14 protein-coding genes and 1 riboswitch are annotated in these 17,398 nt (G+C 35.9%); of the genes, 12 read left to right on the top strand and 2 right to left on the bottom strand.

Going from position 1 to position 17,398, the window contains the following annotated elements; translation table 11 throughout:
• Positions 1-43: 43 nt before the first annotated feature.
• The 7 genes from V7138_RS15985 to V7138_RS15955 all read left to right on the top strand — a co-directional run bounded on the left by V7138_RS15985 (position 44) and on the right by V7138_RS15955 (position 8,712).
• Entirely contained in the window at positions 44-1,660 is a 1,617-nt protein-coding gene (locus V7138_RS15985; RefSeq protein WP_335399105.1) for a diguanylate cyclase, read from the top strand.
• A gap of 51 nt (positions 1,661-1,711) precedes the next feature.
• Entirely contained in the window at positions 1,712-2,074 is a 363-nt protein-coding gene (locus V7138_RS15980) for a response regulator transcription factor (protein WP_335399103.1), read from the top strand.
• Positions 2,071-4,959: an ATP-binding protein gene (locus tag V7138_RS15975; protein WP_335399101.1), complete on the top strand. Its 2,889-nt coding sequence runs from the start codon at positions 2,071-2,073 to the stop codon at positions 4,957-4,959. Before V7138_RS15980 ends, V7138_RS15975 begins: the two co-directional genes overlap by 4 nt.
• 498 nt (positions 4,960-5,457) lie before the next feature.
• Positions 5,458-6,060 (top strand): ABC transporter permease, encoded by a 603-nt coding sequence (locus V7138_RS15970; RefSeq protein ID WP_335399099.1) that lies wholly within the window; start codon positions 5,458-5,460, stop codon positions 6,058-6,060.
• Between the two features lie 8 nt (positions 6,061-6,068).
• Positions 6,069-7,061: an ABC transporter ATP-binding protein gene (locus tag V7138_RS15965; protein WP_335399097.1), complete on the top strand. Its 993-nt coding sequence runs from the start codon at positions 6,069-6,071 to the stop codon at positions 7,059-7,061.
• Positions 7,058-7,810 (top strand): ABC transporter permease, encoded by a 753-nt coding sequence (locus tag V7138_RS15960; RefSeq protein WP_335399095.1) that lies wholly within the window; start codon positions 7,058-7,060, stop codon positions 7,808-7,810. Before V7138_RS15965 ends, V7138_RS15960 begins: the two co-directional genes overlap by 4 nt.
• Positions 7,810-8,712, top strand: a complete 903-nt coding sequence (locus V7138_RS15955; protein WP_335399093.1) for a glycine betaine ABC transporter substrate-binding protein — start codon at positions 7,810-7,812, stop codon at positions 8,710-8,712. Before V7138_RS15960 ends, V7138_RS15955 begins: the two co-directional genes overlap by 1 nt.
• A gap of 110 nt (positions 8,713-8,822) precedes the next feature.
• Here V7138_RS15955 and V7138_RS25310 read toward each other — a convergent pair whose 3' ends face one another.
• Entirely contained in the window at positions 8,823-9,434 is a 612-nt protein-coding gene (locus tag V7138_RS25310) for a CBO0543 family protein (protein ID WP_438824364.1), read from the bottom strand.
• Between the two features lie 517 nt (positions 9,435-9,951).
• Positions 9,952-10,806, bottom strand: coding sequence for a malate synthase (locus V7138_RS15950; protein WP_335399091.1), 855 nt, complete (start codon positions 10,804-10,806; stop codon positions 9,952-9,954).
• A 467-nt stretch (positions 10,807-11,273) separates the two neighbouring features.
• On the opposite strand from V7138_RS15950, the gene V7138_RS15945 reads away from it, so the two are divergent.
• The 5 genes from V7138_RS15945 to V7138_RS15925 all read left to right on the top strand — a co-directional run bounded on the left by V7138_RS15945 (position 11,274) and on the right by V7138_RS15925 (position 17,345).
• Positions 11,274-11,948 (top strand): metal-dependent hydrolase, encoded by a 675-nt coding sequence (locus tag V7138_RS15945; protein WP_335399089.1) that lies wholly within the window; start codon positions 11,274-11,276, stop codon positions 11,946-11,948.
• Between the two features lie 270 nt (positions 11,949-12,218).
• Positions 12,219-12,320, top strand: a riboswitch (purine riboswitch).
• A 124-nt stretch (positions 12,321-12,444) separates the two neighbouring features.
• Positions 12,445-13,596 carry a BMP family lipoprotein gene (locus tag V7138_RS15940; protein WP_335399087.1) on the top strand — a complete coding sequence of 384 codons (1,152 nt, stop codon included), beginning with the start codon at positions 12,445-12,447 and terminating at the stop codon, positions 13,594-13,596.
• A 113-nt stretch (positions 13,597-13,709) separates the two neighbouring features.
• Positions 13,710-15,242: an ABC transporter ATP-binding protein gene (locus V7138_RS15935; protein ID WP_335399085.1), complete on the top strand. Its 1,533-nt coding sequence runs from the start codon at positions 13,710-13,712 to the stop codon at positions 15,240-15,242.
• Positions 15,235-16,386: an ABC transporter permease gene (locus V7138_RS15930; protein WP_335399083.1), complete on the top strand. Its 1,152-nt coding sequence runs from the start codon at positions 15,235-15,237 to the stop codon at positions 16,384-16,386. The genes V7138_RS15935 and V7138_RS15930 overlap by 8 nt, the downstream gene beginning before the upstream one ends.
• On the top strand, positions 16,386-17,345 hold the full coding sequence (locus tag V7138_RS15925) for an ABC transporter permease (RefSeq protein WP_335399081.1): 960 nt from the start codon (positions 16,386-16,388) through the stop codon (positions 17,343-17,345). Before V7138_RS15930 ends, V7138_RS15925 begins: the two co-directional genes overlap by 1 nt.
• Positions 17,346-17,398: the final 53 nt, after the last annotated feature.

The raw sequence follows: 17,398 nt of genomic DNA, 5'->3' as shown, positions 1-17,398 counted from the left end.
GTTAGGGAAAAAACGGAGGAATTTTTAGTGAGGGAGGATAACTTTGGAACTTCTAAAATATAAAACTCATCTGTTAATTAATATTAACGAAAAATTGTCTGAGTGGTTTGATTCAATTGAGAGTAAACAAGTTTCGAATGAAGAGGTATATCGCTTTATTCATTCCATAAAGGGTACATCAGGAACACTTCAAATGGACCATCTTATGTCGCTTGCGGAGAATCTCTTAAATAAAATAGATCCCCAAAATGATAATGTATGGAAACGGGAAGAATTAAATAGATTTTTATTGCCATTGATTGAATTTACTTACGAATATGACAACCAGGAAGAATTAACTCACTTGAAAAGTGAAACTACCCATCATGATGCACCCTTAATTCAAATTATAGATGATGATCCTTCTATGCTAATGATGTTAAAAGAGGCAATGGAAGAAAATAATTGGATTGTGATGGCTTATTCCAATCCAAGACAGGCTGTTAAGCAGTATTTTGAAATGCAACCCGATTGTTTAATCTTAGATCTTCAGTTGCCAAATCAAAATGGTTTCGAAGTTCTAAAAGAGATTCAAGAATATAATGATAAATTTTTCGTTCCTACCATTATGATTAGCGTACAAAATGATAAACAAACAAGGATCGAAGCTTATCAAAAAGGTGCAGATGATTTTATCACGAAACCCATTGATCTTGACGAATTTATTGTTAAGGTAAAACGTCATTTAGAAAGAAGGAAAATCTTTGAACAGTATGTATTAATTGATGAATTGACTCAAGTTTATAATAGAAAATTCCTTCATGATAGTCTGCCTCGCTTTTTCCAAAATTTTAAGAGGTCAAAAGAGCCTTTTTCTATTGGTATTCTTGATATTGATCATTTCAAAAAAATTAACGACACATACGGACATCTAATGGGTGACAAAGTACTAAGAGATTTTGCTCAATATTTAAAGCAGAATATACGTAGCTTAGATATGTTATATCGATATGGTGGAGAAGAATTTATCATTGTATTTCCAAATACTACGAGCGAAGATGCATCAATTAAATTAACACAATTAAACAAAGACTTTTCCAAAACCATTTTTACATTTGAAAATCAAAGCTTTTCAATCACATTTTCCGCTGGTGTATTTATGGTTACGGATGAAACGCTAGCAGGAAAAGAAGCAATCAAAGCTGCAGATCGATTATTATATCAAGCAAAAAGAAATGGACGAGCTAGAGTTGAGTGCTCACAGCTGCTAAATACTTATAAAAAAGAAGTTCTCAATGTATCGGTTGTTGATGATAATTTCATAATTCGAACGTTGGTAGCAAATGCATTAGAGTCTTTGACTTTCGATCATATAGAACTAAATATTAAAGTCTTTGAGGACGGTCCATCTTTTTTAAATTCAACACATGCACATGAAGATGTTAATCATTTACTGATTCTAGACGGAGTAATGCCAAATATGGATGGAATCGATGTTCTTAGAAAAGTGAAGGTAGGAAAAAACTTTCTAAGATATAGAGTTATTATGCTTAGTGGTAGAAATAGTAAAGATGATGTAAAGCAAGCTTTAATGCTTGGGGCAGATGACTATGTTGTAAAACCACTTAACATGGGAGATTTCCAAGTAAGAATTAGAAAAATGTTAGATAGATTGAACTAGTTTGTTAAACCTATATCATTTTAAATACAAAAATATGGGGGTGTTTTTCTATTGAAGAAAATTTTATTAGCTGAAGATGAAGAAGTCCTACGCATGTTAATCGTTGATACGTTGGAAGACGAAGGTTTTACGATTACAGAAGCAGCAGATGGTGGTGAGGCTGCGGACTTGTTGGAAAATAACCATTATGACTTGATTATTTTGGATTATATGATGCCAGTATATACAGGTCTTGAAATTATAGAAAAGATAAGAACCGTAGAAACAAACCAACATATGAAAATTTTGATGCTTTCCGCAAAAAGCCAATCTTATGAACAAGAAAAAATTAAACAAGCAGGCGCTGATTATTTTATGGCGAAACCGTTTAGTCCAATGAATCTTTTAGAATTAGTTGAGGAAATACTAAAATGAGACTAATTAATTACCTTAACAAATCTATATCCCGTCAAGTACTCGGTTTGATGGGGATTTGTTTTCTTTTTTTTATAACGGGTACTATATTATTATTTCATTTTCAAAATAATATTCAAAATGAATATGTTAGTCAAAGGGAAGAGATTGAAAATAAACAAAAAATAATCAGCAGCATTTATGAAAAATTTAATGCCGATATTTTAATAGTAGGAAACTCTTTATCTTTTAGAGTACCTGAAAATCTTGAATTGGTAGACCTCCAAGCTAGTAGGCTAAGTACACAGAAAGATGAATTACGAAAACTACTTGTAGAAGAGGATGAAAGGTTATACTTTCGTGAAATGGAAATCTTTATAGATTATTATTATTCTGTTATAGTCCCTCAAGTTATGGAGGAATATGGAGCAACGGATCATCTAAGGGTAGACATTATCGATGACTACACTCACACAAAGGTGATAGGTTTTTTTAATCAAACGAAGGAGTTTGGCGATCTACTTGAAGAGGAACTTACTAGGAATGCTGACACATTTAATGGGAAGAACCGTCTCATAATAAACAGCTTCTATATCCTGTTTGTCTCATTTTTCATTCTTCTTCTATTGGTGACTAGAAGGTTTGTTTTAAAAATTAGTAGGCCTTTGTCTGAATTTACGTTCTCTGCAAATGAAATTGCAGCTGGCAGGGATGCTGTGATAAAAGCTGATGCCAAACGTAAAGATGAATTGGGTACATTATTAATTGCTTTTCAAAAAATGGCGAAAAGCATTCAGGATAAAGAACAAGATTTGGTAGCACACAACGAAGAACTTCTAGCCCAACAAGATGAGCTACAGGCGCAACAACAAGAATTAAGAGCGACTCTTGAAGTTTTAAAAGAAAATGAGCAAAAACTGAAGACAAGAAACGATTTAATTAATGGTATTTCTTCTTCACTTGAAAAAAATGATGTGCTACAAAGCATTGTTAACAGTATGGTGGAAATAACCAAATCGGATAAAGGGATTATCACATATTTATATGAAGACTCTTTTGCTTCCGTTGGTCTTTCTGAAAAGGGAATTAATCAATTTAGAAATCATATGTATAGCGGACTGGTACAGATGGTTGAGGCAGAAAAAAGTGCGAAAGTGATTAAGCGGGAACAGTATCCTGAGGAAAAGGGCTACCATGATGTGATCCAATATGGCTATGATTTGTATTTACCTATCGTGTCAGATTTTCATGTAATAGCTATCATGGTATATACAAGATTGGGTACTCCTTTTTCAACAAGTGAAATAAACGAATATGAGACACTTTCCAAACAGATTGCCATTTATCTCGAAAAAATAAAGATGTTTGAACAGTCAGAAGACGATAGAAAGTTAAACCAAGATATTTTAAATACGGTTGAAGAGGGAATTCAGTTAATCGATAAGGATAGGGGAATTGTCCAGGTTAATCAAATAATGAATAAAACTTTTAATGGTATACGGATTGAAAATTTAGTAGGTTTAACTTGGGGGCAATGGAGCCAACTGATGGCTGATCAGGTACAAGAAGATAACTTTATTGAATCTCTCGACGAGTTAATTAAGGCTGCAAATCATCAACCAGAAAAAGAGCATTCATTTATTTATAGAAAAAAGGATAGTAAGCAAGTCATAAGGGTGTATTGTAGGACTAAAAGGCATGGTGAAGAAGAGTTTGGTTCGTTACTCGTCCATCGGGATATCACAAAAGAATTTGAAGTTTCACAAATGAAGAATGAACTAGTAAGCACTGTTAGTCACGAATTAAGAACACCATTGGCAAGCGTTCTTGGCTTTACAGAATTACTGCTTACGAAAAATCTTAAACCAGAGAGAAAAACAAAATATCTACAAACCATTTATAATGAAGCGAAAAGATTAACTGCTCTTATCAATGACTTTCTTGATATTCAACGAATGGAATCTGGAAGACAAACATATGAAAAAAACTTCATCAATCTAAAAACAGTTTTAAAAGACGTGATCGAACTTCAACAAGTCAATACAAAAGTACACAATATAACACTTTCAGATGAATTGGATGAAGCGGTCATATTAGGTGAACAAAATAAGATGGAACAAGTATTCACTAACTTGTTGAGTAATGCCATTAAATATTCACCGAACGGGGGAAACATCAATCTCCGTCTTTATGGCAATCGGCAGACTGTTTCTGTGGATATTATGGATGAAGGGCTGGGGATTCCTGAAGATGCCCTGCCGAACTTATTCCAACCATTTTATAGGATAGATAATTCTGACCGGCGCAGGATAGGCGGTACGGGTCTTGGTCTTTCACTTGTAAAAGAAATTGTCAAAGGACATGGTGGTTCAATAACAATAGATTCTGTATATGGAAAAGGCAGCACGTTTACAACTCATTTTCCACGAGTAAAAGTTCAAACAAGGAACAGAATAAATCGTAAAGATGAAGACGATAATGATGTCGCCAATCATCGTTATAAGATCATGGTGATTGAAGATGATCTAAACCTTTCTGAACTGTTAAAACAAGAAATGCATGATTGTGGGTTCTATGTCGAACAATTTACACGAGGTGAAAGTGCACTAGAAAAAATGAAAATCGAACCACCGGATGTCGTTGTGTTGGATATTATGCTTGAGGACCAAACCGATGGATGGTGTATTATGAAAGAAATGAATGAAAACCAAGAGTTGAAAAACATTCCTGTCTTTGTTTCATCTGCTCTTGATGAAAAAGAAATAGGGTTTTCACTTGGTGCAAAAGAATATCTCGTCAAACCATACAAACCAAGCCAATTGACAAAGCTGATTATGCAGACGCTTTTAGAAAAAGAAAAAAATGAGCAAATTATGGTTCCGCATGAAATAATGAATGAAAATTAAAGAAAAAAGGTTTGTCCAAAAAAATAATAGAAAAACCATCGCCTGATTAAACAGGGAGATGGTTTTTTTATTAAGTATCTTAGTGTGTGTCTGGTGGGCACAAAGGTTCATTGATACTTCTGTCAAGATAGATCGATTTCACCTGATTCATAAGCACCTTCACCTTTCTCATCAAAATTCCCTCAATTTCGACAGTATTCCGCGATTATCCGCCATATTTTACCCAATTCACACTTGAATTCAAGGTTTCCTCCCGGACTGACCAGTTTGTACAGTTTTAATTGTACAAACCGCGTTTGCTATATTCTATAAAACTGATAGAGTTAATAGGGTAATAGAACGTTTTAGGAGTAGACAACAAGTATAAATATGCTCAACATTTCACATTTTCGTAAATGAAAAAAGTTTAGCATAAAAATTACTTAACCGGAGGTGTTAACTATTATCGATTTCTTCCAATATTTTAGTAATAACTATAGTCAAATTATGGAATATACTGTGGAGCATATTCAATTAGTGGGACTTGCTATTATTCTTTCTATACTTATTGGTGTTCCACTTGGCATTTATATAACGACAAATGAGTATTTAGCCGAAACCGTGTTACAAATTTTTTCTATTATCATGACTATTCCCAGTATCGCTCTGTTCGGTATTATGATTCCTATTTTATCCACCATCGGACAGGGAATTGGATTTCTCCCCGCATTTATTGCATTAGTTTTATACTCTCTATTGCCAATTATCCGAAACACATACACAGGTATCAATGAAGTGGATCCGAATATCCGCGACGCTGCGAAAGGGCTTGGGATGACGGCGTTCCAACGTCTAACTAGGGTGGAAATCCCGAATGCAATGCCACTTATTATGGCTGGAGTTCGTACGGCAACCGTTCTGAACATTGGAATTGGTGCAATTGCAGCATACATTGGAGCGGGTGGGCTTGGCTCGTTAATCAACCAAGGAATCTCAAGGTCGAATACAACCATGGTTCTTGTTGGTGCAATTGTTGTATCAATTTTGGCCATTCTCATTGACCTGCTATTAAAATACATTGAAAAAAGGTTTACTCCTGAAGCAATAAAAACTAAAGGTTAGGTGATAAGGTGATTGAATTTAAAAATGTTTCAAAGATATATAGCGGCAATAAGAAAGCCGTAGATCATGTGAATTTACATGTAGAGGATGGGGAACTTGTTGTCTTACTTGGTCCTTCAGGCTGTGGAAAAACTACCCTATTGCGTATGGTAAATCAGCTAGAATCCATTACAGAAGGTGACATTAGTCTGAATAATAAAAGTGTAAAAGAATCCAATAAGATTGAGATGCGACGAAAGATTGGTTACGTCATTCAGAGTAATGGACTGTTTCCCAATATGACGATTATGAAAAATGTCATGATTGTTCCGGACTTACTAGGCTGGGATAGGAAAAAGCAGCATGACCGATTTAATTATTTAATGGAGCTTATCGGTTTGCATCCAGACGAGTATCGCAAGCGTTACCCTCACGAATTATCAGGTGGACAACAACAGCGTGTCGGGGTTGCACGTGCGCTTGCAGCAGATCCACCAGTCATGTTGATGGACGAGCCTTTTGGAGCATTGGATCCAATTATCCGCAAAAGGATTCAAGATGAGTTTTTACAGATTCAAAAGGAAATTAAGAAAACTATTTTATTTGTTAGTCATGATATTGATGAAGCCGTAAAGATGGGAGACAAAATTGCGCTGCTTCGTAATGGACAAGTTCAGCAATACAATCAACCTTTTGAAATTCTGCACCATCCTGCTAATGAGTTTGTTTCCGAATTCGTTGGACAGGATCGGGTATTAAAAAGTACAAGTCTTTATTCCGTGAAAGATCTAACTAACAGTCTTTCATTGGTAGACTATGAAAAAGCAGATAGCACACAAACGGTTCAAGAAGATACTTCTCTACGTATCGTCATTTCAAAACTCTTGAATCAGGAGATAGATAAATTAGCCGTAGAGGATAACAAGGGGAAAATAAAAGGGATTCTAACCCTCGATTTAGTAAAAAAATTCTTTAATAAACAATTAAAAGAGACTCCAAAGAAGATTCGAGTGACATCATGAATACAAAGAAACGAATCGCATGGATAGTAAAAATTCTTTTCTGGCTAATGATCATCGCCTTTTTCACATGGACCATCATAAATGATATGTTCCGCCCTATTTTCGAGGACTTCGGGGAATTCTCCCATTTGCTTGGTCAGCATATAACCATTGTGCTAATATCTGGATTCCTAGCAATCTTGGTATCGATTCCACTCGGTGTTTTTGTAACGAGGGAAAGGTTCCGAAAATCAGAGTCTTGGATAGTAAATATTGCTAACCTTGGCCAAACGATTCCGAGTTTAGCCGTATTAGCACTTGCGATGGGATTTCTAGGCATTGGGATGAAAGCTGCGATTGTTGCTCTATTTATTTATTCTCTGCTGCCAATTCTGCAAAACACGATCGCAGGTATTCGGTCTGTTGATCATAATACCATCGATGCCGCACGTGGGATCGGATTAACCCCATTCCAAGTATTAATGAAAATTGAACTTCCAAACGCAGCATCATCGATTATCGCCGGAATCCGTACAGCCCTCGTCATCAACATTGGAACAGCAGCACTTGCCTATCTCATTGGTGGTGGCGGACTTGGTGCATGGATATTTACTGGTGTCCGATTATTTGATAATGGTTTCTTGATTTCTGGAGCAGTTCCAGTGACTTTGCTTGCTCTTTTAGTAGATTACTTTTTCAGAATCATGCAGCAAGTCCTTGAACCCAAAGGATTACGACTAGCAAAAAATAATAATTTGGAGGAGAAATAATGAAGAAGGTAAAATTACTTATTATGCTGCTCATTGCAGGACTTGTATTAGCAGCCTGTGGTAGTGGAAGTGACAAACAAATAACGGTAGGAGCGAAGAACTTTACAGAGCAATACCTACTTGCAAAAATGACGACATATTTATTGGAAGATAAAGGATATGACGTAAAGGAGACAACCGACCTTGGTAGTACTGCATTACGACAAGCTTTAGAAAACAAACAAGTCGACCTTACCTGGGATTATGTTGGTACCGGTCTTGTTACTTATTTAGGTGAGGAACCAATGACAGATCCTCAAAAGGCATATGAAAAGGTTAATGAAATTGACAAAGCAGAAAACGATATTGTCTGGACAAATCTAAATGATGTAGATAACACGTATACCTTAATGATGCGTGCAGCTGATGCAGAGGAGTTAGGTATTAAATCCATTAGTGACCTCGCTGCTTACATCAACGAAAACCCAGGAGAACTTTCCATGGCTTCGGATGCTGAATTTAGTAACCGGGATGACGGTCTATCTGGTGTAGAGGAATTGTACGGATTTGAATTTGCGGATGGGAATGTCATTGATATGGAAACGGGACTGAACTATAACGCATTACGCGACGGCGAAGTAGAAGTATCTGTTGGCTTTGCAACAGATGGCCGAATTGAAGCATTTGATTTTATCAATCTAGAAGATGACAAAGGCTTCTTTCCTTCCTATAACGCAGCTGTAGCCATGACAACTGAAACGCAGGAAAATTATCCAGAGATAGAAGAGATTCTTGCACCTCTTTCGAAATCACTAGATAGCGAAACTATGAGAAAATTAAACTATGAAGTCGATATCGAAGAAAGAAGCGTCGACGAGGTAGCCAAAGAATATTTAATGGAAAACGGATTAATTGAGAGCTAAGCGAGCCTGTCAATTTCTCGTGTGAAATAACTACTAATAAGGCCTCCATCTAAACTGATGGGAGGCCTTTTCATCCATAACTCAATTACTTTTTTGTCCTCATCACACAACTAAAATAGTTTTTTCTTTGTCAATAAACCCTCTAAAGTTGTATGGTAAAATAAATCTACCAATGGTTCAAAGTACCTTGAAAGGTGCTTCGTTTTTAATGGAACTTTAAATTTAAAAATAAAAAAAACAGTTGAAAACAAAGATAGGAATAGCGTAAGTACAGGTCGTGTTGTAAATAAATGACTGTACAAAAACATCTTAAGGTATAATATTCCTGACCAAAAAATATTCCAACCGTGGGCATAAAGAATTAGGTGTTTTTTGTGAATTAAATATTCAACAGCAAAACTTATTGTAATCCATCGTAAATAGTAAATAAATCGCTCCATCAGTGTATTTGGCATCTTGCTTAAGAATACAAGCACTAATAACGGAGTAACTATAATTGTATGAAGCACTCTTATGAATAACCAGTTTATGCCGTTCGGAATAAACTCCCAAACAAGATGTCTTTTACATAGCAAATAATACAATGCATTAAATAAACTAACATAAACCATATTCTTATAGTACTTTGGAACATCACGCCAAGAATGACTAAAGATCGTTAAAAATATTATGCTTAGCACCAAACTGATGTGCCTATTTCTAATTTTTTGTTTTTGCCGCATTTATAAACCTCTTTCTATCATCGAACTTAGTAAGAGTTTTTCCTAAAAATTTACATTTTATTTGCAGTTTATTTAAATAGGTAGCTTCGTTAAAGAAAATCAAACCTTTATATATTATGATAAAAGGCTCTTTTCTAAAAGATTGTTGTTATGAACTTAAAGTTTATGGTGGAACTAGGGTGATTTCCGCTTCTGACACTCGCTTTCCGCGGGCGATCCGCAAGCCTCTTCGCTCGTGCCTCACTGTGGGGTCTCGCTTGGCTCGCTATTCCCGCAGGACATTGAATTGGCTTCTTTGAAACTACACCGCACGAAGAAAATGCGTGCATTTTCAAGGATCTCGTGCCATACGCTTCAATCACTAGAAGGAACACCAAAGTGTCTAATAATACATTGTAATAGTCACATCAAAAACAACAAAGTTTGCAAAAACAGCCAAATAAAAAATGGCCACGAGTTGTACTCGTGACCATCTTTTAACCTTATTTATCAATTTCAGCAAGCTTTTTGTTGGATACTAGATACGCATCAATGCACCATTGGGCTCTGGTAACTCTTCTTCCATGATCCGGTTCATTCGACAAAAATGTTCGAAAAACTTCTGTGCTAGTTCATGTTCCTGTGAATCGCTTTTCAGAGAAACAATGTCATGTAAAATTTGAGCCATCCATACATTTTCAAAATAACGGTATTTACCCGTATTCCAAGTCATTTTGTCTGGAGATTTCTCATTTACGTAATATTTCCAGAAAGGCATCTGATCCGATTCCTGTTCCGTAAGCTGCAGTCTAAATTCTGAATGAGCAGGAATATTTCCATCCTCACTAAATTTACCGATAAAATCTTCTTTCACCATATAAGCACCTAAAATACGTCTGTCTTTTTCAGGCATACTGAGATCTCTAGCTGTTATAAGGCAAACGCTATTTGGGTAGATGCGGTTAGGCTTGTTAGGCTTTCCTTTGTTAATCCCGCTTTTTATTTCGCCAGTAAAAACTTCCCACTCTGTAAAAACCTTATTTACTTCATCAGCGTCACACCAAAAAACCGTTTGTGATTCGGGATGGAGTTTATAATTTTTCATAAGTTTTTCATGTTCCAAGCGAAGTTGCTGTTCTTTACGGAGTCTGTCTTTTTCTTCTTCCTTTTCCTGTTCTATCTTTTCCCGTTCCATTTCCTTTTTCCGTATAATCTTTTCAAGTGAACTGGCAGCACTTTTATCCTGGAGCTTCAGGTGTTTTCCAAAGGCATCGGGAAATACAAACTTTTTACTTTCCGTTGCGAAGTGTATTTCTATAATGGAATCATTATGCTTAACAACACTACCTTTGCCAAAGCGCTTGTGCGATACTTCTTTGTTAATTAGATTCAATTCCTTGACCTCCTTATAATATGTAAAACTTTGTTCACTTTATTAAAGTCTGTTTGCAGCGGAAATTTCCGCAGTGCCAATTCTCCTATTTGTGAATGCCCTTAACGGGTAATTTCAATATTTAAACGACAAGTGCTATTACCACTTTCTATTTTGGTCCTTCGATTGAAGAAGGGATATAAAAAAACGTACCCATATTCTATCTGCAAAAGTTACAAAAGAATTTGAAATACGCTGAAAAAAATTACTATAATCTCATTGTAGCTTTTTTCCAGAAAAATTGCAAATCTTATATTGACAAGCTAATTTATAGTGTTGTAAAATTAAGGATTATTTTATTTCATATACGTATATTGCCTTCTATATTTGAGTAACAAGTTGATAAACATATACATTCGAAGAGGTAGATAAAAGGTTACAAGAACTGATGGAAGCAGCGTTAGATTTTTTAAAAAAGAGGTGGCAGCATGAAAGGTCGAACTCATTTAACAATAGGGCTAGGAATAGGAGTAGTGGCGTCAGTTAGCCAATCACTTGAAACAATGCCAATCATGTTAGTTGCAGCAGGTGTGGCTTCCCTTGCACCAGATTTGGATGGAAATAATCTGTTAAATAAACGTGTAACGAAAACAGCTAAACTAATTAAAAAGGGTGGAGTGTTTGTCGGTGTTGCATTAATGGCCCTATCATTGATTACATTCTTATTAGATATTAATTTCCTATCATTTTTTGATGAAAAATGGTTTAATCAACAAAATAGACTTTTACTTTTTGGGTGGGGAGCCATTATTTTAGGCCTTTCCTTAAAAAGTCAGGAAACATTAAAAAATATACTAATGAGTATCGTTAGTTTATTCCTTTTGTACTATGCAGTTACAAATGAGACGTGGTGGTTGGTTATGTTTGCATTATACCTAGGAGGATCTGGATGGTTTGCGCATAGAGGGCCAACACATACGATATGGGCATTAATTTATTGGTGGTACATGTCCTATCTATTACAAGTCAGTACTGGGGTGGAAACTATCGCTCTTATTTCCACAATCGCGTACCTATCGCATATAGCAGGAGATATGCTAACGAAAAAAGGGGTTAAATTTCTATATCCGCTTACCGATAAAGTATTTCGCATTCGTATTTAAGACTATTGATAAAGACTATGGACTTTTTGAATTAAAGAGAATGAAATGTTAATATTTTACTAGTATAAGGATTTTAAACAGAGGCTTCTCTAAGTTGAACAAACTTGTGAGGAGCCTTTTTTAGTGCTGTATAAGGACTTCCTAATTATTCCAAAGGATATCATTGATATTAAATAGAAATCTAACTAATTTCCGAACGTTAATCAATCTACATAATAATAATATACGTAATTTATTGACAGGCAGAATATCTGATGTTACTATGGGTTAGTAAAAATTAAATATTATTCTCGTATAATATTGGGGATATGGCCCGAAAGTTTCTACCAAGCTACCATAAATAGCTTGACTACGAGGTTGTGTATATAAAATATGGATTTAAACGCATACGTTAATTCCGTTATCTACCTTCCTAAAAGTCAAGCACCGGTATAACTCGGTGCTTTTTAATTTTTACAAAACAATACAACATGGCTTACAGGGGAGGATCATTTTGATGGAAAAAAATACGAAGAAAATCGTTATGATATTATTTATTGCTTTAATGACTGCGGTTATGGCAGCATGCGGAAGTGACTCAGCTAATGAAAATGAAGCTAAGTCTGAAAAAGGTGAAGAAGGATTAAAAATTGCGATTGTAACAAGCCCTTCAGGCGTTGATGATGGCAGCTTTAATGAAGATAACTATAACGGAATTTTAAGCTTTATTGAAAAACATCCAACAGCAACAGTAAAAGCTATTAAAGAAGAAACCGGTGACCCAGCAGCAGCTGTACAAGCAGTTGCTGATATTGTGGCAGATTATGATGTGATTGTTACACCTGGGTTTCAATTTGCTGGTATTTCAAGTATTGCTGTAGAAAATCCGGACAAATTTTTTATTTTAAATGACTCTGAGCCAGCACCTGTGGGTGACCAAACAGATTTCGATAATATATATGCGATGAATTTCGCTGAACAAGAAAGTGGTTTCTTTGCAGGAATGGCTGCAGCCCTTGAAACAAAATCAAATAAAGTAGCAGTTGTAAATGGTATAGCTTATCCGTCAAATGTAAATTATCAATTTGGTTTTGAATCAGGTGTAAATTATGCAAATAAGGTTTTTGGAAAAAATGTTGGAATAGTCGAATTATCAGGTTATGCAGGAACTGATGTAACCGGTGCTGATGTTGGCGGTAACTATGCAGGTTCTTTTGCAGATGAAGCAACTGGTAAAGTGATTGGAAATGCGTTAATTAAACAAGGTGTAGATATCATCTTTGTTGCTGCAGGTGGTACGGGTAATGGTGTATTCACAGCAGTTAAAGAAGCAGAGGGCGATGTAAAAGTAATTGGTGTGGACGTTGACCAATTTGATGACGGTGTAAATGGTTCTGAAAACATCGTATTAACATCTGGTGTAAAATTCATGGCTATGAATATCGAAAAGGCATTAAATTCTGTTGTTGATGGAACCTTTGAAGGTGGAAATGTAGTTCTTTATGCAGATACCGATTCAACTGGTTTTATAAAAGAAGAAGGTCGTCATCAATTATCAGAGGATACACTAAGCAAATTAAATGAAGCTTACGAGTTAGTTAAAGAAGGTAAAATCGTACCTGCATCTAATTTTAATGAACATACTCCAGAAGAGTTTCCAGGGCTATAACATTAAATAGAGACACAATAACGAATCGAATCATTAGAAGTTTATCATTTCCTCATTAAAGAGGGATGATGAACTTCTTTTATTTCCTATTATTGTGATAAAGGAGAAGTAGGATGTCTGATTATATTGTAGAAATGAAACATATAACCAAACGCTTTCCTGGAATAGTAGCAAATGATGATGTATCTATTGGTATTAAAAAGGGAGAAATCTTTGCTTTACTTGGTGAAAATGGTGCAGGTAAATCCACATTGATGAGTATCCTAGGTGGTATGTACGAACCCGATGAGGGAGAAATTTTTATTCGTGGAGAAAAAGTGCAAATTAGCTCACCGAACCATGCGGCAAAGCTTAACATAGGAATGGTCCATCAGCATTTTAAGCTAGTCACTGATTATACGATTACAGAGAACATTATTTTAGGGATCGAGCCAATCAAAAAAGTAGCGGGTCTCTTTCCATACGTGGATATCAGAAATGCCAATCGTAAAATTGAAGAACTGTCTAAAAACTTTGGCTTAGAAGTGGATCCGACGAAAAAAGTAGCGGATCTTACAGTTTCCATGCAGCAACGGGTGGAAATTTTAAAAGTGCTTTATCGTGAGGCAGAGATCCTTATTTTTGATGAACCAACTGCAGTCTTAACACCACAAGAAATTGAGTTTCTGCTAGGTATTATCGAGGGCTTGCGCGACGCTGGAAAAACCATCATTTTAATTACGCATAAGCTAGAAGAAATTAAGAAAGTGGCCGATCGATGTGCGGTACTGAACAAAGGCAGATTAATTGATGTATTGGATGTAAAGACAACATCGGTTAATCTTATGGCTCAATTAATGGTAGGTAGAGAGGTAAGTTTTGAATCTGAAAAAGCACCTGCTCAGTTTAAAGACGAAGTATTAAAGGTCGAACATTTAACCATCAAAAACGAAGATGGATTTGAAGTAGTTAAAGATGTGTCCTTTACCATACATGCTGGCGAAATCTTTGCTATTGCTGGAGTCGCAGATAATGGACAAGTCGAAATCGCGGATGCCATTGCTGGATTAACAAAGGTTAGTGGCGGGAAAATTCTCCTTGAGGGTAAGGACATTACAAATGAAAGTATAAGAAACAGAACAGAAGCTGGAATCTCTTATATACCTGAAGATAGACAAAGCTTTGGACTTGTTTTGGATTTTGATTTATCAACTAATCTAGCATTAAAGCAGTACTATAAGGAGCCATTTGCTAGTAAGGGAATCTTAAAAATGGAGGAATTTGAGCAATTCGGCAGTCAGTTGATTGATAAATTTGATATTCGAAGCGGACAAGGCATTAAGACACAAGTTCGTTCTATGAGTGGCGGTAATCAGCAAAAAGCAATTATTGCTCGCGAAATCGAATTACAGTCTCCGCTCATGATTTTCGTTCAGCCAACACGAGGAGTAGATATTGGTGCGATTGAAAACATTCATAAAATGATCATTCAACAACGAGATCAAGGAAAAGCGATTTTACTTGTTTCATTGGAGTTAGATGAAATTATGAATGTAGCGGATACCATTGGGGTTATATATAATGGACAACTTCAAAAGATTGCTAGTAGTGAATCATTAACGACGAATGAAGTCGGTGAATATATGATGGGGGCAAAGCATGAGTAAAGATAAAAAGAAAAACATCTTACGTTATCGTCTTATTCAACCAATAAGTAATGAGAAATGGCAACCTATCTCTATTCCATTAGTCTCCATAATCATAAGTTTCATTGCTGCGGCTATTGTTATCCTTTTAATTGGCAAAAATCCTTTACAGGCATTTTACAACTTATTCCAAGGGGCAGGGATCTTGCCTAAGCCTGCTTATGCAGGCTATAAGAGCATGCTGACTGACTTTTTAAGTTTGCTAAATGCCATGACACCACTTGTGTTTGCAAGTTTGGCAGTTGCAGTTGCATTCAGAGCGGGTCTCTTTAATATTGGGGTTTCCGGTCAAATGCTCGTCTCTGGTTTTTTAGCGACGATTATAGTTGGTTACAGTGGTTTAGATGCTATCATTGCAAAACCACTTGTGTTAGTAATCGGAATTGTCGCTGGAGGGTTAATGGGAGGATTAGTCGGGTGGCTAAAATATAAATTTAATATAAATGAAGTTGTAACTACGATTATGTTAAATTATATTGCTCAATATGTCATAAGCTTTTTTATTCAAATGTATTATGTCGATCCAATATCCAGACAATCCAAATATATTTCAGAAGAAGCAAGATTGACTTTAGTAAATGTCGATGTAGCTAACTTGAAAATGGATATACCATTGGGCTTTATTTTGGCCATCATTATCGCTATTTTTATAAAGTTTTTCTTGGACAAGACAGTGGTCGGTTTTGAAATTAAAGCAGTAGGTTCTAACCGAAATGCAGCAAAATATGCAGGTATTAATGTTGGAAGAAATACAGTCTTAGCCATGACGATTTCAGGAGGATTGGCTGGGCTTGCAGGTGTCACCTATTATTTAGGCTATTTTGCTTCCATTCAACCAAAAGTATTATCAAGTATCGGTTTTGATTCCATAGCTGTATCGCTTCTAGGAAACTCTCATCCAATTGGTATTATTTTTTCTTCATTTTTAGTATCGATTATTGATCAGGGGAGCACGTATATGAGTTCACAGGCTGGAATCAGACAAGAAATTTCTTCTGTGATCATCGGGTTAATCCTATTGTTTAGTGCGTGTGGTGCATACATCAAGCATAAAGTTAGCCGCATCAAGGAAAAAGAAGTGGAACGAAAGGAGATTGAATCATAATGGATACAGTAATTATTGATGGATTATCCTTTGCTCTGCCTCTTTTTGTTATCGCAATAGGCGGTATTTATAGTGAAAAAAGTGGGATTACCAATTTAGCACTTGAAGGATTTCAAGGTTTCGGCGCGTTCATCGGAGCACTGTCAGCTGTTTTAATCGCAGATGCGACTGGTACAGAAATTCAAAATTTATTTTACGTGGCATTATTATTTGCGATGATTGGCGGGATGGCTTTTTCAGTTATTCATGCAGTACTGAGCATTAAGTTTAAGGCAGATCAAGTAATCAGTGGTGTTGTGATAAATATTTTGGCGTTAGCACTTACGACATTCTTAACTACCCAAATTAATGCACTTGTATTTGGGTCAGCTTCTGACAAGTTTCGATTAGGTGTATCAGAGCGGTTTACGATTGAAGGTTTAGCTGATATACCAGTGATTGGTGCGGTCTTTACGAATGTGTATCCGTTCGAAGTAATTATCATCGTGATTGCCGTTTTTGCCTGGTATCTTTTATATAAAACAAAATTTGGTATGCGATTAAGAGCAAGTGGGGAAAATCCTCATTCTGTTGATGCAGCAGGTGTAAATGTAGCGAAAATTAGGTTTTCCGCGGTTCTCATTTCGGGTCTATTATCAGGTCTAGGTGGCATGTGTTTTGCCTATTCCATTTCAGCAAACTTTTCTTCAAATATTTATATGGGGTATGGTTTCTTAGCGATTGCTGCTCTCATTTTTGGTAACTGGCGGATTCTTCCTACTTTAGCTGCTTGCCTGTTATTTGGTTTTGCAAAATCTGGGGGCTCGTTTATTGCTCAGTCAATGGCATTACCAAGTAGTTTCACAGATTTATTCATGATTTTACCGTATGTATTAACGTTATTGTTACTGATCTTTTTCTCTAAATCAAATCGTGCTCCTAGAGCATTAGGCGAAATTTATGACAAAGGAAAAAGATAGGTGATTTTACAAATCATATTAACTAAGACTTCTCATGGGGTATGAAAACTTGT

The sequence above is a fragment of the Bacillus sp. JJ1533 genome, assembly GCF_036965045.1.
GTDB lineage: Bacteria > Bacillota > Bacilli > Bacillales > Bacillaceae_L > Ferdinandcohnia.
The sequence above is the reverse complement of the archived record's forward strand: the minus strand, read 5'-3'. Positions and strand labels throughout refer to the sequence as shown.